Origin of the sequence: Blastococcus sp. HT6-30, from assembly GCF_039729015.1 — a bacterium.
Lineage (GTDB): Bacteria > Actinomycetota > Actinomycetes > Mycobacteriales > Geodermatophilaceae > Blastococcus.
This window is the reverse complement of sequence record NZ_CP155792.1, coordinates 2721223-2746086: the sequence shown is the minus strand read 5'-3', so window position 1 is coordinate 2746086 and position 24864 is coordinate 2721223. Positions and strand designations below refer to the sequence as shown.

22 protein-coding genes are annotated in these 24864 nt (G+C 73.9%); 16 read left to right on the top strand and 6 right to left on the bottom strand.

Annotated features, from left to right (window positions below):
* The first annotated feature begins 1 nt into the window (after position 1).
* The 4 genes from mnmA to ligA all read left to right on the top strand — a co-directional run bounded on the left by mnmA (position 2) and on the right by ligA (position 6331).
* Positions 2-1111 (top strand): tRNA 2-thiouridine(34) synthase MnmA, encoded by a 1110-nt coding sequence (gene mnmA / locus ABC795_RS13255; protein WP_347057652.1) that lies wholly within the window; start codon positions 2-4, stop codon positions 1109-1111.
* 76 nt (positions 1112-1187) lie between these two features.
* Entirely contained in the window at positions 1188-3044 is a 1857-nt protein-coding gene (locus tag ABC795_RS13250) for a bifunctional metallophosphatase/5'-nucleotidase (protein WP_347057651.1), read from the top strand.
* Between the two features lie 53 nt (positions 3045-3097).
* A complete protein-coding gene (locus tag ABC795_RS13245; protein WP_347057650.1) occupies positions 3098-4114 on the top strand; it encodes a methionine synthase in 1017 nt (338 codons plus the stop codon).
* Between the two features lie 72 nt (positions 4115-4186).
* Entirely contained in the window at positions 4187-6331 is a 2145-nt protein-coding gene (gene ligA, locus ABC795_RS13240) for an NAD-dependent DNA ligase LigA (protein ID WP_347057649.1), read from the top strand.
* 19 nt (positions 6332-6350) lie between these two features.
* Here the strand turns inward: ligA and ABC795_RS13235 are convergent, their stop codons facing one another.
* Positions 6351-7031, bottom strand: coding sequence for an ACT domain-containing protein (locus ABC795_RS13235; RefSeq protein WP_347057648.1), 681 nt, complete (start codon positions 7029-7031; stop codon positions 6351-6353).
* Positions 7032-7200: 169 nt separating this feature from the next.
* Here ABC795_RS13235 and gatC point away from each other — a divergent pair, with 169 nt between their 5' ends.
* Genes gatC through gatB form a run of 4 tightly spaced genes read left to right on the top strand, consistent with a single transcriptional unit; the run spans position 7201 to position 10737 of the window.
* The gene (gene gatC, locus ABC795_RS13230) at positions 7201-7518 is read left to right on the top strand and encodes an Asp-tRNA(Asn)/Glu-tRNA(Gln) amidotransferase subunit GatC (protein ID WP_347057647.1); all 318 of its coding nucleotides are present in this window, start codon (positions 7201-7203) and stop codon (positions 7516-7518) included.
* The gene (gene gatA, locus ABC795_RS13225; RefSeq protein ID WP_347057646.1) at positions 7515-9044 is read left to right on the top strand and encodes an Asp-tRNA(Asn)/Glu-tRNA(Gln) amidotransferase subunit GatA; all 1530 of its coding nucleotides are present in this window, start codon (positions 7515-7517) and stop codon (positions 9042-9044) included. The genes gatC and gatA overlap by 4 nt, the downstream gene beginning before the upstream one ends.
* Positions 9041-9238: a hypothetical protein gene (locus tag ABC795_RS13220; protein WP_347057645.1), complete on the top strand. Its 198-nt coding sequence runs from the start codon at positions 9041-9043 to the stop codon at positions 9236-9238. Before gatA ends, ABC795_RS13220 begins: the two co-directional genes overlap by 4 nt.
* A complete protein-coding gene (gene gatB, locus ABC795_RS13215) occupies positions 9235-10737 on the top strand; it encodes an Asp-tRNA(Asn)/Glu-tRNA(Gln) amidotransferase subunit GatB (protein ID WP_347057644.1) in 1503 nt (500 codons plus the stop codon). Before ABC795_RS13220 ends, gatB begins: the two co-directional genes overlap by 4 nt.
* Positions 10738-10845: 108 nt before the next feature.
* Here gatB and ABC795_RS13210 read toward each other — a convergent pair whose 3' ends face one another.
* Positions 10846-11976, bottom strand: a complete 1131-nt coding sequence (locus ABC795_RS13210; RefSeq protein WP_347057643.1) for a PQQ-dependent sugar dehydrogenase — start codon at positions 11974-11976, stop codon at positions 10846-10848.
* Between the two features lie 64 nt (positions 11977-12040).
* Here ABC795_RS13210 and ABC795_RS13205 point away from each other — a divergent pair, with 64 nt between their 5' ends.
* A complete protein-coding gene (locus ABC795_RS13205) occupies positions 12041-12988 on the top strand; it encodes a 2-hydroxyacid dehydrogenase (RefSeq protein ID WP_347057642.1) in 948 nt (315 codons plus the stop codon).
* On the opposite strand, the gene ABC795_RS13200 is transcribed toward ABC795_RS13205, so the two are convergent.
* The gene (locus tag ABC795_RS13200; RefSeq protein ID WP_347057641.1) at positions 12982-13380 is read right to left on the bottom strand and encodes a PH domain-containing protein; all 399 of its coding nucleotides are present in this window, start codon (positions 13378-13380) and stop codon (positions 12982-12984) included. The genes ABC795_RS13205 and ABC795_RS13200 overlap by 7 nt on opposite strands.
* A gap of 64 nt (positions 13381-13444) precedes the next feature.
* Here ABC795_RS13200 and ilvD point away from each other — a divergent pair, with 64 nt between their 5' ends.
* The 4 genes from ilvD (at position 13445) to ilvC (ending at position 19233) form a co-directional block, all read left to right on the top strand.
* Positions 13445-15169, top strand: a complete 1725-nt coding sequence (ilvD, locus tag ABC795_RS13195) for a dihydroxy-acid dehydratase (RefSeq protein ID WP_347057640.1) — start codon at positions 13445-13447, stop codon at positions 15167-15169.
* Positions 15170-15648: 479 nt separating this feature from the next.
* Positions 15649-17535, top strand: a complete 1887-nt coding sequence (locus tag ABC795_RS13190; protein ID WP_347057639.1) for an acetolactate synthase large subunit — start codon at positions 15649-15651, stop codon at positions 17533-17535.
* A gap of 11 nt (positions 17536-17546) precedes the next feature.
* Positions 17547-18074, top strand: coding sequence for an acetolactate synthase small subunit (gene ilvN, locus ABC795_RS13185; RefSeq protein ID WP_347057638.1), 528 nt, complete (start codon positions 17547-17549; stop codon positions 18072-18074).
* A 130-nt stretch (positions 18075-18204) separates the two neighbouring features.
* A complete protein-coding gene (ilvC, locus tag ABC795_RS13180) occupies positions 18205-19233 on the top strand; it encodes a ketol-acid reductoisomerase (protein WP_347057637.1) in 1029 nt (342 codons plus the stop codon).
* Positions 19234-19360: 127 nt separating this feature from the next.
* On the opposite strand, the gene ABC795_RS13175 is transcribed toward ilvC, so the two are convergent.
* Together ABC795_RS13175 and ABC795_RS13170 are read right to left on the bottom strand one after the other, a co-directional pair.
* Positions 19361-19981 carry a hypothetical protein gene (locus ABC795_RS13175; RefSeq protein ID WP_347057636.1) on the bottom strand — a complete coding sequence of 207 codons (621 nt, stop codon included), beginning with the start codon at positions 19979-19981 and terminating at the stop codon, positions 19361-19363.
* Between the two features lie 122 nt (positions 19982-20103).
* Positions 20104-20856, bottom strand: coding sequence for a hypothetical protein (locus ABC795_RS13170; protein WP_347057634.1), 753 nt, complete (start codon positions 20854-20856; stop codon positions 20104-20106).
* A gap of 252 nt (positions 20857-21108) precedes the next feature.
* On the opposite strand from ABC795_RS13170, the gene ABC795_RS13165 reads away from it, so the two are divergent.
* The 3 genes from ABC795_RS13165 to cimA all read left to right on the top strand — a co-directional run bounded on the left by ABC795_RS13165 (position 21109) and on the right by cimA (position 24660).
* Complete coding sequence (locus ABC795_RS13165; RefSeq protein WP_347057633.1) at positions 21109-21747, top strand: ACT domain-containing protein; 639 nt, start codon at positions 21109-21111, stop codon at positions 21745-21747.
* Between the two features lie 16 nt (positions 21748-21763).
* On the top strand, positions 21764-22786 hold the full coding sequence (locus tag ABC795_RS13160) for a 3-isopropylmalate dehydrogenase (protein WP_347057632.1): 1023 nt from the start codon (positions 21764-21766) through the stop codon (positions 22784-22786).
* A 287-nt stretch (positions 22787-23073) separates the two neighbouring features.
* On the top strand, positions 23074-24660 hold the full coding sequence (gene cimA, locus ABC795_RS13155) for a citramalate synthase (RefSeq protein ID WP_347057631.1): 1587 nt from the start codon (positions 23074-23076) through the stop codon (positions 24658-24660).
* Here the strand turns inward: cimA and ABC795_RS13150 are convergent.
* Positions 24651-24860, bottom strand: a complete 210-nt coding sequence (locus ABC795_RS13150; RefSeq protein WP_347057630.1) for a hypothetical protein — start codon at positions 24858-24860, stop codon at positions 24651-24653. The genes cimA and ABC795_RS13150 overlap by 10 nt on opposite strands.
* Between the last annotated feature and the right edge of the window lie 4 nt (positions 24861-24864).

Below are 24864 nucleotides of genomic sequence, written 5' to 3'. Positions count from 1 at the left end.
CGTGCGGGTCCTGGCCGCCATGAGCGGGGGAGTGGACTCCGCCGTCGCCGCCGCGCTGGCGGTCGACGCCGGCCACGACGTGACCGGGGTGCACCTGGCGCTGTCCCAGCAGCGCCAGACGCTGCGCAGCGGCTCCCGCGGGTGCTGCAGCGTCGAGGACTCCCACGACGCCCGGCGGGTGGCCGACGAGCTCGGCATCCCGTTCTACGTCTGGGACCTCGCCGAGCGCTTCACCGAGGACGTCGTCGACGACTTCGTGGCGGAGTACGCCGCGGGCCGCACGCCGAACCCGTGCCTGCGGTGCAACGAGAAGATCAAGTTCTCGGCGGTCCTGGAGCGGGCGCAGGCGCTCGGCTTCGACGCGGTGGTCACCGGGCACCACGCACGGCTGGCCGACGGCGCGCTGCGGCGGTCCGTGGACGCCGCCAAGGACCAGTCCTACGTCCTCGGGGTGCTCACCGCGGAGCAGCTGGCCGCCGCGGTGTTCCCCCTCGGCGGTATGACGAAGGAGCGGGTGCGGGAGATCGCGGCCGAGCGCGGCTTCGCCGTCGCCACCAAGGCCGACTCCCACGACATCTGCTTCATCCCCGACGGCGACACCCGCGGCTTCCTGGCCCGCCGGCTGGGCAGCCGCCCCGGCCCGGTGGTCGACGCCGCCACCGGGGCGACCGTCGGCGAGCACGACGGCACCTACGGCTTCACGGTCGGTCAGCGACGCGGGCTCGGCGTGAGCGCCGGCGACTCCCGTCCGCGGTACGTGCTCGGCATCGAACCGGTCACCCGCACGGTCACCGTCGGCACCGCCGACCTCGCCGGGGTCGACGTCGTCGGGACGGCGGCGCCCACCTGGACCGGGGCCGCCCCGGCGCTGCCGTTCCGCGCCGAGGTGCAGCTGCGGGCCCACGGCACCCCGGTGCCCTGCGCGGTGGCCGCCGGCGACGACGGCGGGCTGCGCATCGAGCTCGGCGAGCAGCAGCGCGGCGTGGCCGCCGGGCAGTCGGCGGTGCTCTACGAGCCCGACGCCGAGCGCGGTGACCGGGTACTGGGGCAGGCCGTCGTCCGAAGCGCAGGGAAACGCGCGGCGAAGATCGCCGCCGACGCGCCGGTCTGACACCGCACCGCAGCTGCGGCCGGGTGCGGACCGTGGTCGAGTGGGCCGACCTCGTCCCGACCCCCTCGGAGGACCCGTGTCCCGACAGCGCCTCGCTTCCGCGCTGCCCCTCGCAGTACTGCTGCTCCTGACCGCCTGCCAGGGTGCCGCGGTCACGCCCGAGAGCGATGCCGCGCCCGGGGCCGAGCAGCTCCCGGACCCGGTCACCGACACCCAGGTCCAGCTGCTGGCCCTCAACGACTTCCACGGGCAGCTGCGACCGCCCCGGGGCGCGGCCGGGACGCTCGAGACGGGCACGCCGGGTGCGGGCGCCGACGGGCAGCCCGGCACCGAGGACGACGGCCCTCAGCTCGTCGGCGGGGCCGCGCACCTGGCGGCGACGGTCCAGCAGCTGCGCGCGGACTTCGGGGGCCCCCCGGAGGACTCGCTCCTGGTCGCCGCGGGCGACCTCGTCGGTGCCTCGCCGTTCGTGTCCGGGGCCTTCCGCGACGAGCCGACCGTCGAGGTGCTCGACGCGCTGGGGCTGGACTTCTCCGCGGTCGGCAACCACGAGTTCGACCGAGGGGTCGCCGAGCTGCTGCGGTTGTCCGGCGCGGGCGACGGCGCGCACTCCGACGACGTGGATGCGTGCGCCGGGGTCCAGGTGGACGAGACCGGGTGCTTCTCCGACAGCACGGGCGCCATCTTCGACGGCGCCGGCTTCGGCTACCTGGCGGCGAACGTCGTCGACACGGGGACCGGTGCGCCGATCCTGCCGCCCTACGCCGTGGTGCAGATCTCCGGCGGCGTCGAGGTCGGCATCGTGGGCGTCGCCACCGCCGACACCCCGAACATGGTGCTGCCGGCCGGGATCGCCGGGTACCGGTTCGGGGACGAGGCCGAGGCGGTGAACCGCTACGCCGGAGAGCTGCAGGACCGCGGGGTCGAGGCGATCGTGCTGCTGGTCCACGAGGGCGGAGCCCAGGAGGGGCGGTACGACGAGTGCGCCGGCGGGCTCGCCGGCACCGCCCTCGAGGAGATCAACGCGGCGGTGACGCCGGCGGTGGACGTCGTCATCAGCGCCCACACCCACGTCGCCTACGACTGCCGGCTGCCGGACCCGGCCGGCGTTCCGCGACCGGTCGTGCAGGCGGGCGCGCACGGGACCGGGGTCGTCGACCTCCGGTTCGTCGTCGGTGCCGAGGGGGACGTGCGGCGCGAGACCGTGACGTCGGCTGCCGTACCGGTCGTCCGTGCCGAGCCGGAGCCGGAGATGGCGCGGATAGTGGACTACTGGGCCGGCCGGGCGGCGGAGAGCGGTGCCGACAGCCCGGTTGCCGTGCTCACCGGGGACGTCCGGCGCGGACCTGCCCCGTCGTCGTCCCTGGGCGTCCTCGTCGCGAACGCGATGCTGGCGGCCGCGGCCGACGGGGTGCCGGGGCCCCCACCGCTCGCCGCGTTCACGAGCAGCGGCAGCCTCCGCGCCGACCTGGTCGTCCCCGGCGGCGCCGGCGGGGAGGTGCGCCGCCGGCACGTCTACGCCGTGACGTCGATCCCGTACACCGTCGACGTCGTGACCCTCTCCGGGGTGGCGGTGCGGCAGGCGCTGGAGGAGCAGTTCACCGCGGACGGCGCATTCGGCGCCTTCCCGCTCGAGGTGTCCGGCGATGTCTCCTACAGCTACGACCCGGGGCGACCGGTGGGCGACCGCGTCGACCCGTGCTCGCTCGTGCTGGCCGGGCAGCGGGTCGACCCGGCGGGGGCCTACCGGATCGCCCTGACCTCCCACCTGCGCGCGGGCAGCGACGGGTACGGGCCCTTCACCTCGGGCACCGACGCGCTCGAGGGGCCGGAGCTCCCGGAGGCGCTGGTCGAGTACCTGGCGACCCGTTCGCCGGTGGACCCTCCGGCTCCCGCGCAGGTGGTCGCCTCGTCGGAGCGGCTCTCCTGCTGACCCGTCCGGGAGTGGCTGCCCGGCGTCCTGAGGCGCGGGCTAGCGTCGCGGTCATGGCTGCATCGAGCGAGAGCACGGACCCGGCGACGGCGCCGGTGTCGTGGGGGCCGGCCACCGGTGTCGGCTCCCTGCCCGGCGCCGACCCCGCCGAGGCGGTACGGCTGGTCGCCGGCGAGCTGCCGGAGTTCGCCCACCTGCCCGAGCTGCCCGGCCGGGGCGCCGGCTCGGACATGCTCGGCCGGTCCGCCGCGCTGCTGGTCGACCTCGCGGTGGACCTGACCCCGGCCGGCTGGCGGCTGGTGGCCCGACCGGGAGCGGACCAGCGCCGGGCCGAGGAGTTCCTCGCCCGCGACCTCGACGCGCTGCACGACGTGGCCGCGACCTGGACCGGGCCGCTCAAGGTGCAGGCCGCCGGGCCGTGGACGCTGGCCGCCGGGCTGGAGCGCACCCGCGGCGACCGCGCCGTGGTCGACGCCGGCGCCCGCCGCGACCTGGGCCAGTCGCTGGCGGAAGGCCTCGCCGCGCACGTGGCCGCGGTGCAGGCCCGCGTGCCCGGCGCGGAGGTGGTGGTGCAGCTCGATGAGCCGTCGGTGCCCGCCGTCGTGCAGGGCGGGCTGCCCACCGCCAGCGGGTTCGGCAAGCTGCCCGCGGTCGCCGCCGACGTGGTCGAGCAGGAGCTGGCCGCCGTGGTCCGGGCGCTGCCGGGGCCGGTGGTCGTGCACTGCTGCGCGCCCCGGGTGCCGTTGGACCTGTTCCGCGCCGCCGGCGCCGCGGGTCTCTCCTTCGACCTCGGCCTGGTGCAGGACCTCGATGCGGTCGGCACCGCGATCGAGGCCGGCGTGCACCTGCTGCCCGGCGTCGTCCCCGGCACCGACGCGCCCCTGCCGGCGGCGAAGGCGACGGCGACCCGGGTCCAGGCGTGGTGGCGCGAGCTCGGCTTCCCGGCTGACGACCTGGCGGCGGCGGTGACGCTGACGCCGGCGTGCGGGCTGGCCGGCGCCACCCCGTCGTACGCCCGCGCGGCCATGGCGCAGGTCCGCGAGGCCGCGAGATACCTGCTGCCGGAGTGACTCCGCCGGGCCCTCCGCGCGCGACCGGGTGAGCGCCGGTTGACCGTCGGACCCGCCGGATACCGTTCGTCCGTGAGCACCGACGCCGCCGACCTCGTCGAGCCCTCCGTTACCCCGGTGGGCGACCGCGCGGACCTCACCGAGGTCCCCGACGAGGCGCGCACGCGCCACCGCGACCTGTCCGAGGAGCTGGACCGGTACGCGTTCGCCTACTACGTGCGCGACGAGCCGCTGATCAGCGACGGTCAGTACGACGAGCTGATGGGCGAGCTCGAGGCGCTGGAGGCCGCGCACCCCGCCCTGGTCACCCCCGACTCGCCCAGCCAGAAGGTCAACGGCGGGTTCACGGCCACCTTCGCCCCGGTGCAGCACCTGGAGCGCATGCAGAGCCTGGACAACGCGTTCAGCAGCGACGAGCTCGCCGCCTGGGCCACCCGCGCCGAGCGGGAGGGCGCCGCGGGGGCGAGCTACCTGTGCGAGCTGAAGGTCGACGGCGTCGCCGTCGACCTGGTGTACGAGAAGGGGCGGCTGGTGCGGGCCGCCACCCGCGGCGACGGGACCACCGGCGAGGACGTCACCGCCAACGTCCGCACGATGGACGACGTCCCGGAGCAGCTCACCGGCCCCGACGTCCCCGAGCTGCTCGAGGTCCGCGGCGAGATCTACTTCCCGGTCGCCGCCTTCGCCGAGGTCAACGCCACGATGGTGGAGCAGGGCCGGCCGCCGTTCGCCAACCCGCGCAACGCCGCTGCCGGGTCCCTCCGGCAGAAGGACCCGAAGGTCACCGCGTCCCGGCCGCTGAGCCTGGTGGTGCACGGGCTCGGCGCTCGGACGGGCTTCGACCCCGACCGGCAGTCGGCGGCCTACGACCGGCTGCGCGCCCTCGGCCTGCCGGTCAGCGACCGGTACGAGGTGGTCGAGGACCTCGAGGGCGTGTGGGCCTACATCGAGCGCTACCGCGAGCAGCGGCACTCGGTCGCGCACGAGATCGACGGCGTCGTGGTGAAGGTCGACCAGGTGGCGCTGCAACGTCGGCTGGGCTCCACCTCCCGCGCGCCCCGGTGGGCGATCGCGTTCAAGTACCCGCCGGAGGAGGCGATGACGAAGCTCCGGGACATCCGGGTCAACGTCGGCCGCACCGGCCGGGTCACGCCGTTCGCGTTCATGGAGCCGGTCAAGGTGGCCGGCTCGACCGTGCAGCTGGCGACGCTGCACAACGCCTCGGAGGTCGTGCGCAAGGGCGTCCTGATCGGCGACACCGTCGTCATCCGCAAGGCCGGCGACGTCATCCCCGAGGTGCTCGGCCCGGTGGTGGCGGCGCGCACGGGCGACGAGCGCGAGTTCGTCATGCCCACGCACTGCCCCGAGTGCGGGACCGAGCTGCGGCCGGAGAGGGAGGGCGACGCCGACATCCGCTGCCCGAACGCCCGGTCCTGCCCCGCCCAGCTGCGGGAGCGGGTCTTCCACGTGGCCGGCCGCGGCGCCTTCGACATCGAGAACCTGGGGTACGAGGCGGCGATCGCACTCCTGCAGAGCCACCTGCTGCAGGACGAGGGTGACATCTTCTTCCTCGACGGGGAGCAGCTGCAGCGCTCCCCGTTCTTCACGAGGAAGAACGGGGCGCTGTCGGCCAACGGGGCCAAGCTGCTCGCCAACCTGCAGACGCGCAAGGACGTCCCGCTGTGGCGGGTCCTGGTGGCGCTCTCCATCCGGCACGTCGGCCCGACCGCCGCCCAGGCGCTGGCCCGCGACTTCCGCTCGATGGATCGCATCATGGCGGCGAGCGAGGAGGAGCTGGCGGCCGCGGACGGCGTCGGGCCCACGATCGCGCGCTCGGTGCGCGACTGGTTCGCCGTCGACTGGCACTGCGCCGTCGTGGAGAAGTGGCGCCAGGCGGGCGTCCGCATGGCCGACGCCGCCGAGGACGCCCCGCCGGGGCCGCTCACCGGCGTCACGGTCGTGGTCACCGGTTCGCTGCGCGACTTCAGCCGCGACCAGGCGATCGCGGCGATCCAGGAGCGCGGGGGCAAGGTCACCGGTTCGGTGTCGAAGAGAACGGGCTTCGTCGTCGTCGGCGCCGATCCCGGCAGCAAGTACGACAAGGCGGTCCAGGTCAAGGCGCCGATCCTCGACGACGACGGCTTCCGGGTGCTGCTGGACGACGGCCCGGACGCCGCCCGCGAGGTCGCGACGATCGGCGACGGCACCGACGGGTGACGGGCCCGGGGCGGTCGCGCTAGGCGGGCGGCAGGTGGGTGACCGTGGCCGCGATGCCGGTCAGGTGGGCCAGCCGGAGCAGCTCCGAGCGGCGGAACGCCGGGCCGCCCGAGCGGCCGACCACGACGGCCCGGGTCCCGGCGCCGTAGGGAGCGGCCATCATCTCGATGGCCATCTCCTGCCAGCGCTCGGGCAGCCACGAGTCGTCGCTGGGCAGCAGCACCGGCCCGGAGAGCGGTAGCCACGGCAGCGTGAGGCCGGCGAACCCGGGTGCCGCCTCCGACCCCGCCACCACCGCCGAGGGCTCCAGGGGGGCGGGCTGGCCGGCGCCGTCGAGGATCACCGCCCACCCGCTGTGGAACACCCGGGGCAGCTCCGCGGCCAGCAGCGCGGCGGCCGCGCCGTCCCCGCCGCGGGCCAGCGCGTCGAGCAGGTCCAGCTCGCGGTGGGTGTCCAGCGGCCCCGCGAACGGCCGCAGCGACTCCACCTGCACGCCCGGCACCCCCTGGGCGACGGTGATCAGGCTGTCGGGCAGCCGGTCGCCGGGAACGTCCACCACCACGTCGTCGACGGCGATCCCGTGCCCCCGCTCGAGCACGTCCAGGGACACGATGTCGATGCCGGCGGCACCCAGCGCGGTGGCCACCGCGCCGAGCACGCCGGGGCGGTCGGGCAGCACCAGACGCAGGAGATAGGACACGGTTCCTCCGGGGGAGTCCTCGCCGGTTCGGCCGATCTCCGTCGATCGCGATCGGGGGGAAGCCTCTCACGCTGACCAGCGCCCCGACGCCCCCACGTAGAGTGTCCAGGTCACGCCCCGGGCCGAGAGCGGGCCGACGGGCATCGCCGAAGTGGAGTTCCGCCGCAGCATGAGCACCCCCTCCCCGAAGGGCCGACTGACCCGCGACGAGGTGGCGCACCTGGCGCACCTGTCCCGCCTGGCGGTGAGCGACCAGGAGCTGGACCTCTTCGCCGGTCAGCTCGCCTCCGTGCTGGACGCCGTCGCGCAGGTCGGCAAGGCCGACGTCGCCGACGTGGCGCCCACCACGCACGCGGTGCCGATGACCAACGTCATGCGGCCGGACGTCGCCCGCCCCAGCCTGCCCCGCGACGTCGTCCTCGCCGGTGCTCCCGCGGCGGAGGACGACCGGTTCCGCGTGCCGCGCATCCTGGGGGAGGAGGCATGAGCGCCGACCTGACCACCACCAGCGCCGCCGACCTCAGCAGCGCCCTGCAGTCCGGTGACCTGAGCTCCGCCGAGGTCACTCGCGCCTACCTCGACCGCATCGCGGCCGAGGACGGCGCGCTCGGCGCCTACCTGCACGTCGACGCGGAGGCGGCGCTGGCCTCCGCCGAGGCCGTCGACGCCGCCCGCGCGGCCGGCGAGGAGCTGGGCCCGCTGGCCGGCGTCCCGCTGGCGCTCAAGGACGTCGTCGTCACCGAGGGCGTCCCCACCACGAGCGGATCGAAGATCCTCGCGGGCTGGCGCCCGCCCTACGACGCCACGCTGGCCGCCAAGCTCAAGGCCGCGGGCACCGTCCTGCTGGGCAAGACCAACATGGACGAGTTCGCGATGGGGTCCTCCACGGAGAACTCCGCCTACCAGGTGACCCGCAACCCCTGGGACCACAGCCGCATCCCGGGTGGCTCCTCGGGCGGCTCCTCGGCCGCGGTCGCCGGTGGGCTGGCCCCCTGGTCGATCGGCACCGACACCGGCGGCTCGATCCGCCAGCCGGCCGCGCTCACCGGGCTGGTGGGGCACAAGCCGACCTACGGCTCGGTCTCCCGCTACGGGCTGGTCGCGTTCTCCTCCAGCCTCGACCAGGCGGGTCCGATGACCCGCACGGTCCTCGACGCGGCGCTCCTGCACGAGGCGGTCGCCGGTCACGACACCTACGACTCCACCAGCATCGACTGCCCCGTCCCCGTGCTGGCCGAGGCCGCCCGCCGCGGGGCCGAGGGGGAGCTGGCCGGGCTGAGGGTCGGCGTCGTCCGCGAGCTGGGCGGCGAGGGGCACGCCGACGGCTACGAGAGCGGCGTGCTCGACCGCGTCCGCGAGGCGGTGGCGCTGCTGGAGAGCATGGGCGCGGACGTGCGGGAGGTCTCCTGCCCGGCGTTCGACCTGGCGCTGCCGGCCTACTACCTGATCGCCCCCAGCGAGGCGTCGTCCAACCTCGCCCGCTTCGACGGCGTGCGCTACGGCCTGCGCGTGGGCGACGACGGCAGCCGGGACCTCGACGAGGTCATGGCGCTGACCCGCGAGCAGGGCTTCGGGCCCGAGGTGAAGCGCCGGATCATCCTCGGCACCTACGCGCTGTCGGCCGGCTACTACGACGCCTACTACGGCCAGGCGCAGAAGGTGCGCACGCTCATCACGCGCGACTTCACCGCCGCCTACGCGGACGTCGACGTGCTGGTCAGCCCCACCACCCCCACGGTGGCCTTCCCGATCGGCACCCGCGTCGACGACCCGATCGCCATGTACGCCGCCGACCTGTGCACGCTGCCGGCGAGCCTGGCCGGCGTGCCCGCGATCTCGGTGCCCTGCGGGCTCTCCGAGGGCCTGCCGGTCGGCTTCCAGATCATGGCTCCCGCGCTGGCCGACGACCGCTGCTACCGCGTCGCCGCCGCCCTGGAGGCCGCGCAGGACGCCGCCCGGGGCCACCGGTTGCTCGACGAGCTCGGCCGCACGGCTCCGCAGGGGGCGGCGTGAACGGCGTCATGAAGGCCGCGTGGGGGCTCACGGCGTTCGTCGTCCTCGCCGGCCTGGTGCTCTGGCTGACCACCGGCGAGGCCGTCTTCGCCTTCTTCATCGTCCTCGGCGTCCTGACCGGGGTCGGCGCGTGGATCACCGGGCGCACGCAGCCTCCCGGCCCCGCCGGCCCGAAGGAGAACAACCCCTCATGAGCACCAACACCCTGGTCGCGTTCGACGAGCTCCTCACCCGCTACGAACCGGTGATCGGGCTGGAGACCCACGTCGAGCTGGGCACCGCGTCGAAGATGTTCTGCGGCTGCGCGACCACCTTCGGCGCCGAGCCCAACACGCAGACCTGCCCGGTCTGCCTGGGGCTGCCCGGTTCGCTGCCCGCGGCCAACGCCGCCGCCATCGAGGCCACCATCCGCATCGGGCTGGCCCTGGGCTGCCGGATCGCGACCTGGTCGCGGTTCGCCCGGAAGAACTACTTCTACCCGGACATCCCCAAGGGCTTCCAGACCAGCCAGTACGACGAGCCCCTGTGCACGGCCGGGCACCTCGACGTCGAGGTCGACGGCGAGACCTATCGCGTCGAGATCGAGCGCGTGCACCTGGAGGAGGACACCGGCAAGAACCTGCACGTCGGCGGCTCGACCGGGCGCATCCACGGCGCGGACCACTCGCTGGTCGACTACAACCGCGCCGGCATCCCGCTGGTGGAGATCGTCACCCGCCCCATCCCCGGGGCCGGGGCCAAGGCGCCCGAGGTGGCCAAGGCCTACGTCACCGAGCTGCGCGAGATCCTGCTCGCCCTCGGCGTCTCCGAGGTGCGCATGGAGCAGGGCAACCTGCGCTGCGACGTCAACACCTCGCTCGCGCCGATCGGAAGCCTCGAGTGGGGCACCCGCACGGAGACCAAGAACGTGAACTCGCTGCGTTCGGTGGAGCGGTCGGTGCGCTTCGAGATGCGCCGCCAGGCCGCTGTCCTGGACGCCGGTGGGCGGGTCGTGCAGGAGACCCGCCACTTCCACGAGGACACCGGCAGCACGTCGGCGGGACGGAGCAAGGAGGAGGCCACCGACTACCGGTACTTCCCCGAGCCCGACCTGGTGCCCATCGCCCCCGACGAGGAGTGGGTGGCGAAGCTGCGGGCCGGCCTGCCCGAGCTGCCCGCCGCCCGCCGCGCCCGGCTCTCCGACGAGTGGGGCATCTCGCCGACGGAGATGGGCTGGCTGGTCAACGCCGGCGCGGTGGAGCTGGTCAGCGACACGGTGGCCGCCGGCGCCTCGCCCGGCGACGCGCGGAAGTGGTGGCTCGGTGAGCTGGCCCGCCGGGCCAACGACGCCGGGATCGAGCTCGGCCAGCTGGCCGTGACGCCGGCGCAGGTCGCCGAGCTGATCGGCCTGGTCTCCGCCGGCACGATCAACGACCAGCTGGCCCGGCAGGCGCTGGACGGCGTCCTCGCGGGCGAGGGCGACCCCGCCGCGGTCGTCGAGGCGCGCGGGCTGGCGGTCATGGGGGAGTCCGACGAGCTGGTGGCTGCTGTGGAGGCGGCGATCGAGGGCAATCCCGACGTCGCCGACAAGGTGCGCGGCGGAAAGCTGCAGGCGATCGGGGCGCTGGTCGGCGCGGTCATGAAGACCACTCGCGGCAAGGCTGACGCCGCAACCGTGAAGCGGATGCTCGAGGAGCGGCTGGTCAGCAGTTGATCGGTCGCGCCGAATGGGCCCCGGAGGGGTCCGTGCAGGCGCGACTGCGGGGCTCACCACGTCAGGGGGACGGCACCTGGCCGCGGTGCGGTCCGGAGGACCGCGGTGTCACAGCGGGGAGTCCGGCTGGCCGCCGGGTGGGCGGATGCGCAGGACCTTGTCGTCGTCCTCGGCCGGCGTCCCGATGCCGTCGCGGTTGGACGTCGTGACCCAGAGCGCGCCCTGGGCGTCGAGGACGACGGTGCGCAGCCGCCCGTAGCGGCCGCCGAGCACCTCGTCGGCGGCGCCGTCGACGGGCGCGCCGTCGGCGTCGAGGGTGATGACGTGCACCCGCTGGCCGTCGAGTGCGCCGAGGAACACGGTGCCGTTGGCGACGGCGCAGCCACCCAGCCCACCCTCCTCGGGCGGGACCGCCAGCAGTGGGGCACCGTCCCCGCCCTCGCGGACGACGTCGAACTCGTCGGGCCCCTCGCGTGCCTCGTCGGTGGCGTAGAGGAGTTCCGCGTCCTGGCAGAGCGCGGTGACGTCGCGGTGGCCACGGCTGAACACCGGGCCGGCGCCGCCCACGGGCCGGCCGAAGACGTCGATCCGCAGCACCTTGCCCGCGAGCGACGCGGGGTCGGCGGCCAGCGCCGGGTCCCCGGCGTCGCCCGTGCCGACGTAGAGGTGGCCGTCGGCCCCGGTGAGCAGCCCGCCGCCGTTGCCCACCTCGCCGCGCGGGATGCCGGTGAACACCGGGTTGGGCGTGCCGCCGATCGGAAAGCGGACGACCCGGTTGTCGGTGGCGGTGGAGACGTAGGCGAACAGCAGCCCGTCCTCGGGGAAGGTGGGGGAGAGCGTGAGCCCCAGCAGCCCGCCGTCCCCGGTCGTGTCGATGCCCGGGACGGTCATGAGCTCCTCGGCCGGGGACCGGTCGGGAAACACCTGGAGCAGGCGGCCGGTGTCCCGTTCGCCGACGATCGCCGAGCCGTCGGGCAGCAGCACCAGGCCGGTGGGCACGCTGAGCCCCGAGGCGACGACGTTCGGGTCACCGGCCTCCTCCTCGCCGCCGGGCTGCGCCGGCTCGCCCGGCGGGGGGAGCGTGGCCGAGGGCGGCCCGACCTGCGGTGGCGGCCCCTCGGGCAGCGGGCGGAAGGGGCCGGCGGGCTCGTAGCCGCCACCGCCGCAGCCGGTCAGCAGCACCCCGGTGAGCAGGGCGGCGACCACCCGCGACGCGCGCAGCGCCCTCGTCGGCCTCACCGGGCCCAGGGTACGTGCGCCCGGCCGGTCGTCCGCGGCACGCGGGCTGGCTAGCGTGGTGCCCGTGACGACCCTGGAGCTGGCGGCGGACGAGACGCTGCACGTGCTGGTGCCCTCCCGCGCCATCGGAGCCGCCGTCGAGGAGGTGTCGCCCCGGATCCGGGCGCACCGGCTCGACCCCGCCGATGGCCCGCCGGCCGGTGAGGCCGCGCTCGCGCGCGTGTGGGTGCCGCGTTCCGGTGGCGCCACGCTGCCCGACGACGCGTTCTTCGCCGCGCTGCCCGAGCTGCGTCTGGTGCAGCTGCTGAGCGCGGGTGCGGAGAACTTCGCCGGCCGGCTGCCCGAGGGCGTGGTCCTGTGCAACGCCCGGGGTGCGCACACCCCCTCGACCGCGGAGTGGGCGGTCGCGGCGACGCTCGCGGCCCAGCGGGGAATCCCCTTCTTCGTGCGCGAGCAGGACGCCGGCCGCTGGTCGTTCACCACGCACCGGTCGCTGGTCGGGGCCCGCGTGCTGGTGATCGGCGCCGGGGACATCGGCCGGGCCATCGGCCGCATGCTCGCCGGGTTCGACGTCCAGCTGACCTACGTCGCGCGCACCGCCCGCGAGGGGGTCCGCGCCATCGACGAGCTCCCCGACCTGCTCCCGCACGCCGACGTCGTGGTCCTCATCGTCCCGGTGACGCCGGAGACCCGGGGCATGGTCGACGCGGAGTTCCTCGCCGCGATGGCCGACGGGGCGCTGCTGGTCAACGCCGCCCGGGGCGTCGTCGTCGACACCGACGCCCTCGTGGCCGAGCTGGCCAGCGGCCGGTTGCGCGCGGCGGTGGACGTGACCGACCCCGAGCCGCTGCCCGCGGGGCACCCGCTGTGGTCCGCGCCCGGGCTGCTGCTCACCCCGCACGTCGGCGGCGCGGTGCCCGAGACCAACGCGCGGGCGGCCGCCGCCGTCACCGACCAACTCCGCCGGATCCTCGCCGGCGAGCCGCTGGTCAACGTCGTCGACGCCTACTGAGCCGGCGGGCGGGATCCGGCCGGGGCGACGGGGATCTCCAGGCGTCCGCCGGAGACCGCGGCCAGCCGGGGCAGGTCGTGGGTCCGCAGCACCGGCAGCCGGACCTCGGTGGCGGCGGCGGTGACCAGCCAGAGGTCGCCGCGGGCGCCGACGCGGATGCCGGCCAGCTCCGTCCAGGTCACCGTCCGCGACCCGAGGACGGCGCGCGCGGTGATGCCGTCGTCGGTGACGTCGACGCCCCGACGCAGCACCGCTACGGCGATCGCCGCGGGCACGAGCAGCAGGACCGGCGTCCACCAGGCGACCGCCGCCGTCGGGAGGATGCAGAAGGCCAGCACGACGAGGGGCAGCAGCGCGTTGCGCTCCATCCGGAACCGCGCGGGAGGGGTCACGAACGGCCATGATCCCACCCCGGGCCGGTCCGCCGGGCGGGGCGCAGGCATACCATCGCCGCTCGTGACGATCGGTGAGGACCTCATCCCCGGCAACGAGTCCGCGAGCCAGACCCACAGCCCGTTGAAGCCGCGCAGCTACGAGGTGACCGACGGGGACGCCAAGGCGCCCGCGCGGGCCATGCTCCGCGCCGTCGGCATGGGCGACGAGGACTTCGCCAAGCCGCAGATCGGCGTCGCCTCGTCCTGGAACGAGATCACCCCCTGCAACCTGTCCCTGGACCGGCTGGCCAAGCGGGCCAAGGAGGGCGTGCACGCGGCCGGCGGCTACCCGCTGGAGTTCGGCACGATCTCGGTCTCCGACGGCATCTCCATGGGGCACGAGGGGATGCGCGCGTCGCTGGTGTCCCGCGAGGTCATCGCCGACTCGGTCGAGACGGTCATGTTCGCCGAGCGTCTGGACGGCTCGGTGCTCCTCGCCGGCTGCGACAAGTCGCTGCCGGGGATGCTCATGGCCGCGGCGCGGCTGGACCTGGCCAGCGTGTTCCTGTACTCCGGCTCCACGCTGCCGGGGAAGCTCGGCGACCGGGACCTCACGATCATCGACGTCTTCGAGGGCGTGGGTGCCTGCGCCCGCGGGCTGATCACCCGCGAGGAGCTGGTCGAGATCGAGAAGGCAGCCTGCCCCGGGCAGGGGTCCTGCGGCGGCATGTACACCGCCAACACCATGGCCAGCGTGGCGGAGGCGCTCGGCATGGCGCTGCCCGGCAGCGCCGCCCCGCCCGCGCCCGACAGCCGGCGCGACGCCTACGCGGTCGCCTCCGGCGAGGCCGTGGTCAACCTGCTCCGCAAGGGGATCACCGCACGCCAGATCATGACGAAGGAGGCGTTCGAGAACGCGATCACCGTCGTCATGGCGCTCGGTGGCTCCACCAACGCCGTGCTGCACCTGCTGGCGATCGCGCACGAGGCGCAGGTCGAGCTGACGCTGGACGACTTCAACCGGATCGGCGACCGCACCCCGCACCTGGCCGACGTCAAGCCCTTCGGTCGCTTCGTCATGACCGACATCGACCGCGTCGGCGGCGTTCCGGTCGTGCTCCGCGCGCTGCTGGACGCCGGGCTGCTCAACGGCGACACGCTGACCGTGACCGGGAAGACGATGGCGGAGAACCTCGCCGACATCGCGCCGCCCGACATCGACGGCACGATCGTCCACGCGATGAACGACCCGATCCACACGACCGGCGGCCTGACGATCCTCCGCGGCTCGCTGTCCCCGGAGGGTGCGGTCGTGAAGTCGGCGGGCTTCGACGCGGACGTCTTCGAGGGCACCGCACGGGTCTTCGACGGCGAGCAGGGCGCGATGGACGCCGTCACCGAGGGCACGCTCGAGCCCGGCGACGTCGTGGTCATCCGCTACGAGGGCCCCCGGGGCGGTCCGGGCATGCGGGAGATGCTCGCCGTCACCGGTGCGATCAAGGGCGCCGGACTGGGCAAGGACGTCCTGCTGCTGACCGACGGCCGGTTCTCCGGCGGCACCACCGGCCTGTGCATCGGTCACGTCGCGCCCGAGGCCGCCGACGGCGGGCCGATCGCGTTCGTGCGCGACGGCGACCGGATCCGGCTGGACCTGGTCCACCGGACGTTGGACCTGCTCGTCGACGCCGACGAGCTGGCCCGCCGGGCCGACGGCTGGGAGCCGCTCCCGCCCCGCTACACCACCGGCGTGCTCGGCAAGTACGCCAAGCTCGTCGGCTCGGCGGCCCAGGGAGCGATCTGCGGCTGACCCCCATGGGGTGACACGGCGGCCCCGGCCGGTCGCCGGACCGCCGGTCCCACCGCGGAACCCGGCACCCGGGAGGTGTGTGAGTGCCGGGTCCGCCACGCCCTGGCCCTGGGTGCTCGGAGTGGCCACGGAGCAGGCGGCCGGGCTCCTGGCCGACGGCTGGGACGTGCGACGCGTCTCCGTGGCCCGCCCCGACGGCACCGAATCTGGACGTCGGTGTCCACATCGTGGGACGCGACGGTTGACGCCGGGCCGGGGTGGAGCGCACAGTGTGACCGTGCCTCGCACCAGCATGCTCGCCGACGCCCGCACCCGCGGCGTCCTCGTACTCGCGTAGCGCGTCCGGTCACCGACCGACGCGCTGACCCTTCGTGCCCGTGGCACGAGGGGTTTTTTGTTGGCCGTGACCTGCCGCACAGCGAGCGCGTCGCCCGTCGCACCAGCCCGTACCACGCCGCAAGGCACAGGAGATCCGCGCGATGACCACCACCACCCCGCACGAGGCCCCGCACTCCGAGGTCGCCACCCGCGAAGCCGCCGCGGCGCTCACCGGCGTCGAGACGACGGCCCGGTCGGTCGCCGATGCCGCTGCCGAGCCGGCCACCGGCATCACCGGTGCGCAGAGCCTCGTCCGCTCGCTCGAGGCGGTCGGCGTCGACGTGGTCTTCGGCATCCCGGGCGGCGCGATCCTCCCGGCCTACGACCCGCTGTTCGACTCCCGCGTGCACCACGTCCTGGTCCGGCACGAACAGGGCGCGGGACACGCCGCCACCGGGTACGCGCAGGCCACCGGGCGGGTCGGTGTCTGCATGGCCACCTCCGGCCCGGGCGCCACCAACCTGGTCACCCCGCTGGCCGACGCCTACATGGACTCGGTTCCCATCGTGGCCATCACCGGCCAGGTGCCGAGCGCGGCCATCGGCACCGACGCCTTCCAGGAGGCGGACATCCGCGGCATCACGATGCCGGTCACCAAGCACAACTTCCTGGTGACGTCGGCCGAGGAGATCCCGCAGCGGATCGCCGAGGCCTTCCACCTGGCGTCCACCGGCCGCCCCGGTCCGGTCCTGGTCGACATCCCCAAGGACGTCCTGCAGGCCACGACGGACTTCTCCTGGCCGCCGCGGCTCGACCTGCCCGGCTACAAGCCGACGACGCGGCCGCACGGCAAGCAGGTCCGCGAGGCCGCCACCCTCATCGCCGCCGCTCGTCGCCCGGTCCTCTACGTCGGCGGCGGCGTGCTCAAGGCGCGGGCCACCGACCAGCTCGCCGAGCTCGCCGAGCTGACCGGCGCGCCGGTGGTCACCACGCTCATGGCCCGGGGCGCGTTCCCCGACAGCAACCCGCAGCACCTGGGCATGCCCGGCATGCACGGCACCGTCGCGGCGGTGACCGCGCTGCAGAAGTCCGACCTGATCGTCGCGCTGGGCGCGCGGTTCGACGACCGGGTGACCGGCGAGCTGTCCAGCTTCGCGCCCGACGCCCTGGTCGTCCACGCCGACATCGACCCCGCCGAGATCGGCAAGAACCGCAGAGCCGACGTGCCGATCGTCGGCGACGCCAAGGAGACCATCGCGCAGCTGGTCGAGGCCCTCCGCGCCGAGCACGAGGCGGGTCGCACGCCGGACCTGGCGGCGTGGTGGGCGCAGCTCGACGACTGGCGCGAGCGCTACCCGCTCGGCTACGACTGGCCCGAGGACGGCGCGCTGTCGCCGCAGTACGTCATCGAGCGGCTGGGTGCGATCGCCGGCCCCGACGCCATCTACACCTCCGGCGTCGGCCAGCACCAGATGTGGGCGGCCCAGTTCATCAGGTACGAGAAGCCGGGCACCTGGCTCAACAGCGGCGGCCTGGGCACGATGGGCTACTCCGTGCCGGCGGCGATGGGCGCCAAGTACGGCTGCCCCGACACCACCGTGTGGGCCATCGACGGCGACGGCTGCTTCCAGATGACCAACCAGGAGCTCGCCACCTGCGCCATCGAGGGCATCCCGGTGAAGGTCGCCGTCATCAACAACGGCAACCTCGGCATGGTCCGGCAGTGGCAGACCCTGTTCTACGAGGGCCGCTACTCCAACACCAGGCTGCACGCGCGCAACCCCGACGGCTCGCCCAAGCCGGTGCGCATCCCCGACTTCGTCGCGCTGGCGGAGGCGCTGGGCTGCGTCGGGTTGCGGTGCGAGAGCAAGGACGACGTCGACGCCGTCATCGAGAAGGCCATGGCGATCAACGACGCGCCGGTGGTCATCGACTTCGTCGTCGGCGCCGACGCCCAGGTGTGGCCGATGGTCGCCGCCGGCGCCAGCAACGACGCGATCCTGGCCGCGCGCGACCTGCGCCCGGTCTTCGGCGACGGCCAGGTCTGAGGAGCGCACCCATGTCCCGTCACACCCTGTCGGTCCTCGTCGAGAACAAGTCCGGTGTCCTGGCCCGCGTCTCGGCGCTGTTCAGCCGCCGCGGCTTCAACATCGAGTCCCTCGCCGTCGGGCCGACCGAGAACCCCGACCTGTCGCGCATGACCATCGTCGTCGACGCGGAGAGCCAGCCGCTGGAGCAGATCACCAAGCAGCTCAACAAGCTGATCGAGATCATCAAGATCGTCGAGCTGGATGGCGGCGCCGCCGTCCAGCGCGAGCTGCTGCTGGTCAAGGTGCGCGCACCCCTCGCCGAGCGCACCCAGGTGCTGCAGACCGCCGAGCTGTTCCGGGCCCGCGTCATCGACGTCAACCCCGACACGGTGACCCTCGAGGCCACCGGCACGCCGGAGAAGCTGCAGGCGCTGCTGGCGGTGCTCGCACCGCTCGGCATCAAGGAGATGGCCCAGTCGGGCACCGTCGCGCTGGGCCGGGGCCCGCGGGCGATGTCCGGCGCCGGTACGTTGCGCCCGGTCGAGCGCACCGCGTGACGACAGCCCTGGGAGCATCGCAGCGAGCAACGAGCGGGGAGCGGACCAGGGCGCGGAGTCGCGCCATCGACACTGCCTGATCCCGCAGCCTGAGACGTCGAACCACCAACCGAAGGGAACCGCACACAGCATGGCCGCCGAGATCTTCTACGACGACGACGCCGACCTCTCGATCATCCAGGGGCGCACCGTCGCCGTCCTGGGCTACGGCAGCCAGGGCCACGCCCACGCGCTGTCGCTGCGCGACTCCGGCGTCGACGTGCGCGTCGGCCTGCCCGAGGGCTCCAAGAGCCGCGCCAAGGCCGAGGCCGAGGGCCTGCGCGTCGTCACGCCGGCCGAGGCGTCCGCCGAGGCCGACCTGATCATGATCCTGGCTCCGGACCACGTGCAGCGGACGCTGTACGCGGACTCCGTGGAGCCGAACCTGCAGGACGGCGACGCCCTCTTCTTCGGTCACGGCTTCAACATCCGGTTCGGCTACATCAAGCCCCCGGCCGGTGTGGACGTGGCGATGGTCGCCCCCAAGGGCCCCGGTCACCTCGTCCGCCGCGAGTTCGAGAACGGCAAGGGCGTGCCCTGCCTGGTCGCCGTGGAGCAGGACGCCTCCGGGTCCGCGCTGCAGCTGGCCCTCTCCTACGCGGCCGCCATCGGTGGCACCCGCGCCGGCGTCATCAAGACGACCTTCGCCGAGGAGACCGAGACCGACCTGTTCGGTGAGCAGGCCGTCCTCTGCGGTGGCGCGAGCGCGCTGATCACCGCCGGGTTCGAGACGCTGACCGAGGCCGGTTACCAGCCCGAGGTCGCCTACTTCGAGTGCCTGCACGAGCTGAAGCTGATCGTCGACCTCATGTACGAGGGCGGCATCGCCAAGCAGCGCTGGTCGGTGTCCGACACCGCCGAGTACGGCGACTACACCTCCGGCCCGAAGGTCATCGACGCCCGCGTCAAGGAGTCGATGCAGGACGTGCTGGCGGCGATCAAGGACGGCTCCTGGGCCGCGGCGTTCATCGCCGACCAGGACGCCGGCGCGCCGGACTTCAAGGCGAAGCGGGCCGCCGCCGAGGCGCACCCGATCGAGGAGACCGGGCGCAAGCTGCGCGGACTGATGAGCTGGGTGTCCGCGTCCGACGACTACACCGGGACCGCTGCCCGCAGCTGAGCGAGGCCACCCTTCCCCCCACGGCTCGCAGGCTCGGCGCGGGTCCCTGGAGGGTGGGCCGCTCCATAGGCACCCGGCCCCCGCCGCCCTCAGGGCAGCGGGGGCCGTCGTGCGTCGGGGCCGAGGGTCAGTAGCTGACGCCGCGGGCGGCGAAGTACTGCCTGGAGCGCGGCTGCACGAGCAGGAACACGATGAGGATCGGCAGTACGAACGACAGCAGCCCCGAGAACCACGCCTCGCCGTAGACGACGGCGACGATGGTGTACAGCAGTTGCACGCCGATCGTGGCGTAGCTGCCGAGCAGCAGCAGCCGGGGCGACTTCCCCTGGATGGTCTGGGTGGCGCCGATCAGCATCACGACCGAGGTCGCGAGCGAGAGCAGGTACAGCAGGCCCAGGATGGCGCTGGCGTCGAAGATCAGCCCGAGCGCGAAGAGCCCGATCAACCCGAACAGGGTGCCGAGCCCGCCGATGATGATGCCGATGACCGCCGCGGCGGTCACCTGTCCCGGCCGCTGGTCCGGCGGAGGCCCGCCATAGCCGGGAGGGGCGGCGGGGTAGCCGCCGGGACCCTGGCCGTAGCCCTGGCCGTAGCCCTGAGGCGACTGGTTGTAGCCATGGCCGTAGCCCTGGGGCGGCTGGCCGTAGCCGGGCGGCGGCTGCTGGCCGGGCGGCGGCCCCCAGCCCGGCTGGCCCTGCGGCCCACCGCCCTGGGGGTAGTCGGGGTCGGAACCGGTGGGGCTGGACATCGCAGCGTCCTCCTGGTCAGGGGGGCCGACGTGGCTCCCTGGTCACCGATCGTAGGGACGGTTGCACCGGCCCGGGGCCGGCGGCGTCCGCGGCCGCCGGCACCCCGCCGCCGCCACCCGGTTCAGCGACCCGTGCGCCGGAACCGGTGCGCGGCGAAGAACTGCGTGGCCGGCTTCATCGAGAGCAGCACCACGATCGCCAGGGCGGCGAGGAAGAAGAGCAGGCTGATAACGAGATCACCGGCGGTGCCCTCGGCCAGGCTGCCCAGGAAGCCGATGGCCGTGAAGACGAGCGCGATGGAGCCGCCGACCAGCAGGAGAACGCGGCTGCGACCACTCAGGGCCCAGACCGAGCCCCAGACCATCACCACCGTCCAGACCAGCGCCAGCAGGCCGACGATGAGCAGCACGCCGCCGAGGGCACCGGCGACGGGCCCGAGGCCCGGGATCTCCTCGTCCAGCCCGGTGCCGGCGCCGCTCGCGGCGACGCCCAGGACGATCGTGAAGAAGCTCACCAGCAGGCCCAGGGCGCCGTAGACGAACCCGAGCACGGCGGCGGTGACGACGCCCCCCGGCTTGGCCGGGACGCCGGTGGCGCCGTACTGGCCGTACTGCTGGGCGTAGGGCGCCGGCGTCCCGTACTGCTGCCCGTAGCCCTGGTCGCCGTACTGCTGGCCGTAGGCCTGCTGCCCGTACGGGGGCTGGCCGTACTGCGGCTGGCCGTACGGCGGCTGGCCGTACGGGGGCTGGCCGTACTGCGGCTGCCCGTACTGCGGCGGGTTCCCCTGCCCGTAGGAGGGCCCGTCGTGCTCCTGCCCGCTCCCGGGACCGTACGGGCTTGACTCGGAACGACCCTGGTCGTCGGACTGGCTCACTGTTCTCCTCCGTCGGTGCCGGGGCGTCCCGGCTCTCGGGGGTCAGGATGTCGGTGGCCCCACACGGGGGCAAGGACCCGGGGAGCGGGTCCCGTCCGCGGGAAAGTCCCCAGCCAGTGGCACCCGACCACGACCCGACCTCGATCGCGCCGTCGTCCTGATCGCCGAAGAGCTCGCCTCCAGTGTGCTGGAGGTGCTCGGGACCGGGGTCGGGATCCGTCATGTCGACGGGGCCGACGTCCAGGCGGGTGCGTGGTCGCGCAGGACGTGCGCCCGGGCCTGCCCCTGGCCGAGAAGCTCGGCCGGGTGTTCATCTCCGTCGCCGGCGGGCTGGCCCGGCGGTTACGGTCGAGGTGCGGGGCAAGCTCGCCGAGTTTGACCTTTCCGTGCTCTCCCTCGCGCCTCGAGGACGTCTTCTCCGACGTCGTGGAGGAGCAGGTCACCTACGTCAACGCGCCGCTGTTCGCCGAGCAGCGGGGTCTGGAGATCGACCTGACCAGCGACCCCGAGAGCCCGACCTACCCCGACTACGTCCGGGTGTGCGGCGCGATGGCCGACGGCACGCAGGTCGCCGTCGCCGGCACGCTGTTCGGCAGGAACCAGCTGCCCCGGCTCACCGAGGCCGACGGCTTCGAGATCGACCTGGCCGCCTCGGGGTACCTGCTCTTCTTCGTCTACGCCGACCGCCCGGGCGTCGTGGGCGCCGTCGGCGCCGCGCTCGGGGAGGCCCGGGTCAACATCGCCGGTGCCCAGGTGAGCCGGGCCGACGAGGGCGGCGAGGCGCTCATGGCGGTCACCGTCGACACCCCGGTCGGGCCGGAGCTGCTCGAGGAGATCGCCGGGCGCATCGGTGCCCGGGCAGCCCGGGCCGCCGACCTCACGACGCTCTGACCTAGGGTTCCTTCCCATGCGCCTGGCAGTGATCCCTGGAGACGGCATCGGCCCCGAGGTCGTGGCGGAGGGGCTCAAGGTCCTCCGCGCGGTCGCGCCCGATCTGGAGACGACCCCGTACGACCTCGGTGCCGCGCGGTGGCAGCGGACCGGCGAGCTGCTGCCGGACACGGTTCTCGACGAGCTCCGCCAGCACGATGCGATCCTGCTGGGCGCGATCGGGGACCCGAGCGTGCCGCCGGGCATCCTGGAGCGCGGGCTGCTGCTACGGCTGCGCTTCGAGCTCGACCACCACGTGAATCTGCGTCCGGCGAAGCTCTTCGACGGTGTGGGCAGCCCGCTGGCGTCGCCCGGCTCGATCGACATGCTCTGCGTCCGTGAGGGCACCGAGGGTCCCTACGTCGGCAACGGCGGCGTGCTCCGCAAGGACACCCCCCAGGAGGTCGCGACCGAGGTCAGCCTCAACACCGCCTTCGGCGTCGAGCGCGTCGTCCGCTACGGGTTCGAGCGAGCGGTGGCGCGCCCGCGCAAGCACCTGACGCTGATCCACAAGACCAACGTGCTCACCCACGCCGGTGGTCTCTGGTCGCGGATCGTGGAGGAGGTGTCGGTCGAGTTCCCGGAGGTCACCGTCGCCTACCAGCACGTCGACGCCGCCTCGATGTTCTTCATCACCGACCCGGGTCGCTACGACGTCATCGTCACCGACAACCTCTTCGGCGACATCGTCACCGACGTCGCCGCCGCGGTGACCGGTGGCATCGGCCTCGCAGCGAGCGGCAACCTCGACGCCTCGGGGACCAACCCGAGCATGTTCGAGCCGGTGCACGGATCGGCCCCCGACATCGCCGGCCAGGGCATCGCCGACCCCACGGCCACGGTGCTGTCGGTCGGCCTGCTCCTGGACCACCTCGGCCGCACCGAGCAGGCGCGCAAGGTCGACGCCGCCGTCGCGTTCGACCTGTCCACGCGGGACCCGCGGGCGGCGATCCGCACCACCGACGTCGGCGACCGGCTCGCGGCCCTCGCCGGCGGCTGAGGAAGCCCTGCGGCGAGGGGGCTGCCAGCACGTCACCCCGTGGGCCCCGGCCAGGGGCACGCCGGTGTGCGGCACGGGGCACACCGGGCCGCCGGCGTCGTCGGGCTGCAGCCCCGTTCCCGGACGGGGGTGACGTGCACCGCGCCCACCGTGCTTTCATGGTGCCGATGCACACCAGCGGCACGATCATCGCCTAGCGCGCAGTCACCTCCCCGACTGCGCGCAGACCTCCCGTACCCGGGGGGTCTTTTTCGTGTTCGGCCCCTTGCCATCCCCCGGGAGACACCGTGACCACCACCGACACCGACTTCCACGTCTTCGACACCACGCTGCGCGACGGCGCCCAGCGCGAGGGGGTCAGCTACTCGGTCGCCGACAAGCTCGCGGTGGCCCGGCTGCTGGACGAGATCGGCGTCGGCTACATCGAGGGCGGGTGGCCGGGCGCGCTGCCCAAGGACACCGAGTTCTTCGCCCGCGCGCGGACCGAGCTGCAGTTGAAGAACGCGCAGCTGGTGGCGTTCGGCTCGACCCGCAAGGCCGGCGTCGCCGTGGCCGACGACCTGCAGGTCCGAGCCCTGCTCGACGCGCAGACGCCGGTGGTCTGCCTGGTCGCGAAGTCCGACGTGCGGCACGTGCGGGAGGCGCTGCGCACCACGCTGGAGGAGAACCTGGCGATGGTCGCCGACAGCGTCGCCTTCTTCGTCGCCCACGGCCGGCGGGTGTTCCTCGACTGCGAGCACTTCTTCGACGGGTACGCCGCCGACCGGGACTACGGGGTGCGCGTACTGCAGGCGGCGTTCGACGCCGGTGCCGAGGTCGGCGTCCTGTGCGACACGAACGGGGGCATGCTGCCCATGGGCGTGGGCCGGATCGTGACCGAGGTGCGGGCGCGGGTGGACGGCCGGCTGGGCATCCACTGCCAGGACGACACCGGCTGCGCGGTGGCCAACACCCTCGCGGCGGTCGAGGCCGGCGTCACGCACGTCCAGGGGACGGCGAACGGCTACGGCGAGCGCGCCGGCAACGCGGACACCTTCGCGCTCATCGGGAACCTGGTCACCAAGATGGGCATCCCCGCCGTGCCGGCCGAGTGCCTGCTGGAGCTGCAGCGGGTCAGCCACGCGATCGCCGAGCTGGCCAACATCGCCCCCGACGACCACCAGCCGTTCGTCGGCGCCTCGGCGTTCGCGCACAAGGCCGGGCTGCACGCCAGCGCGATCAAGGTGAGCCCCGAGCTCTACAACCACCTCGACCCGTCGGTCGTGGGCAACGGCATGCGCATCCTGGTCACCGAGATGGCGGGCCGGGCGTCGGTCGAGCTGAAGGGCCGCGAGCTGGGCGTGGACCTCACCGGCGAGTCCGACGCCGTCGGCCGGGTGGTCGACCAGGTGAAGGTGCTCGAGGCCGACGGGTGGTCCTTCGAGGCCGCCGACGCCTCCTTCGAGCTGCTGCTCCGCTCGCAGCTGCCCGGGGCGCCGCCCCCGCTGTTCGAGCTGGAGAGCTACAGGACCTCCGTCGAGCACTGGGGCAACGGCGTCGTCGTCAGCGAGGCGACCGTCAAGGTGCACGTCGACGGCCAGCGCATCATCAGCACCGGTGAGGGCAACGGCCCGGTCAACGCCCTGGACAACGCGCTGCGGCAGGCGCTGGTGCACCGCTACCCGCAGCTGGCCGACGTCGCCCTGGCCGACTACAAGGTCCGCATCCTGGGCTGGAGGGGCGGCACGAGCGCCACCACCCGGGTGCTCATCGACACCACTGACGGGGTGGGGGAGTGGACCACCGTCGGGGTCCACGCCAACATCGTCGAGGCGTCCTGGCATGCGCTGGTCGACGCGCTCACCTACGCCGTGCTGCGCCGCCCTCAGCCGTAGCGGGCGACGAAGTTCGCCAGCAGGCGCCCGGGGTGGGTCAGGACCGCCGGCGTCAGCCGCGCGATGACCGCCTCGATCTCCGACGGCGCGAAGTAGCCGGCGTGCTGGTAGATGCGCACCCGCTGCACGATCCCGGGGACGTCGAGCTCCGGGTGGAACTGGGTGGCGTAGACGTTCTCCTTCACCCTGAACATCTGCACGGGG

Bases quoted from the DNA above. Each gene is read 5' to 3' on its own strand.
- ilvN (WP_347057638.1), top strand. From the start codon at position 17,547: ATGTCCCGTCACACCCTGTCGGTCCTCGTCGAGAACAAGTCCGGTGTC.
- gatB (WP_347057644.1), top strand. From the start codon at position 9,235: ATGAGCACCAACACCCTGGTCGCGTTCGACGAGCTCCTCACCCGCTAC.
- ABC795_RS13175 (WP_347057636.1), bottom strand. From the start codon at position 19,981: ATGTCCAGCCCCACCGGTTCCGACCCCGACTACCCCCAGGGCGGTGGG.
- gatC (WP_347057647.1), top strand. From the start codon at position 7,201: ATGAGCACCCCCTCCCCGAAGGGCCGACTGACCCGCGACGAGGTGGCG.
- ABC795_RS13245 (WP_347057650.1), top strand. From the start codon at position 3,098: ATGGCTGCATCGAGCGAGAGCACGGACCCGGCGACGGCGCCGGTGTCG.
- gatA (WP_347057646.1), top strand. From the start codon at position 7,515: ATGAGCGCCGACCTGACCACCACCAGCGCCGCCGACCTCAGCAGCGCC.
- ABC795_RS13190 (WP_347057639.1), top strand. From the start codon at position 15,649: ATGACCACCACCACCCCGCACGAGGCCCCGCACTCCGAGGTCGCCACC.
- ABC795_RS13160 (WP_347057632.1), top strand. From the start codon at position 21,764: ATGCGCCTGGCAGTGATCCCTGGAGACGGCATCGGCCCCGAGGTCGTG.
- ilvC (WP_347057637.1), top strand. From the start codon at position 18,205: ATGGCCGCCGAGATCTTCTACGACGACGACGCCGACCTCTCGATCATC.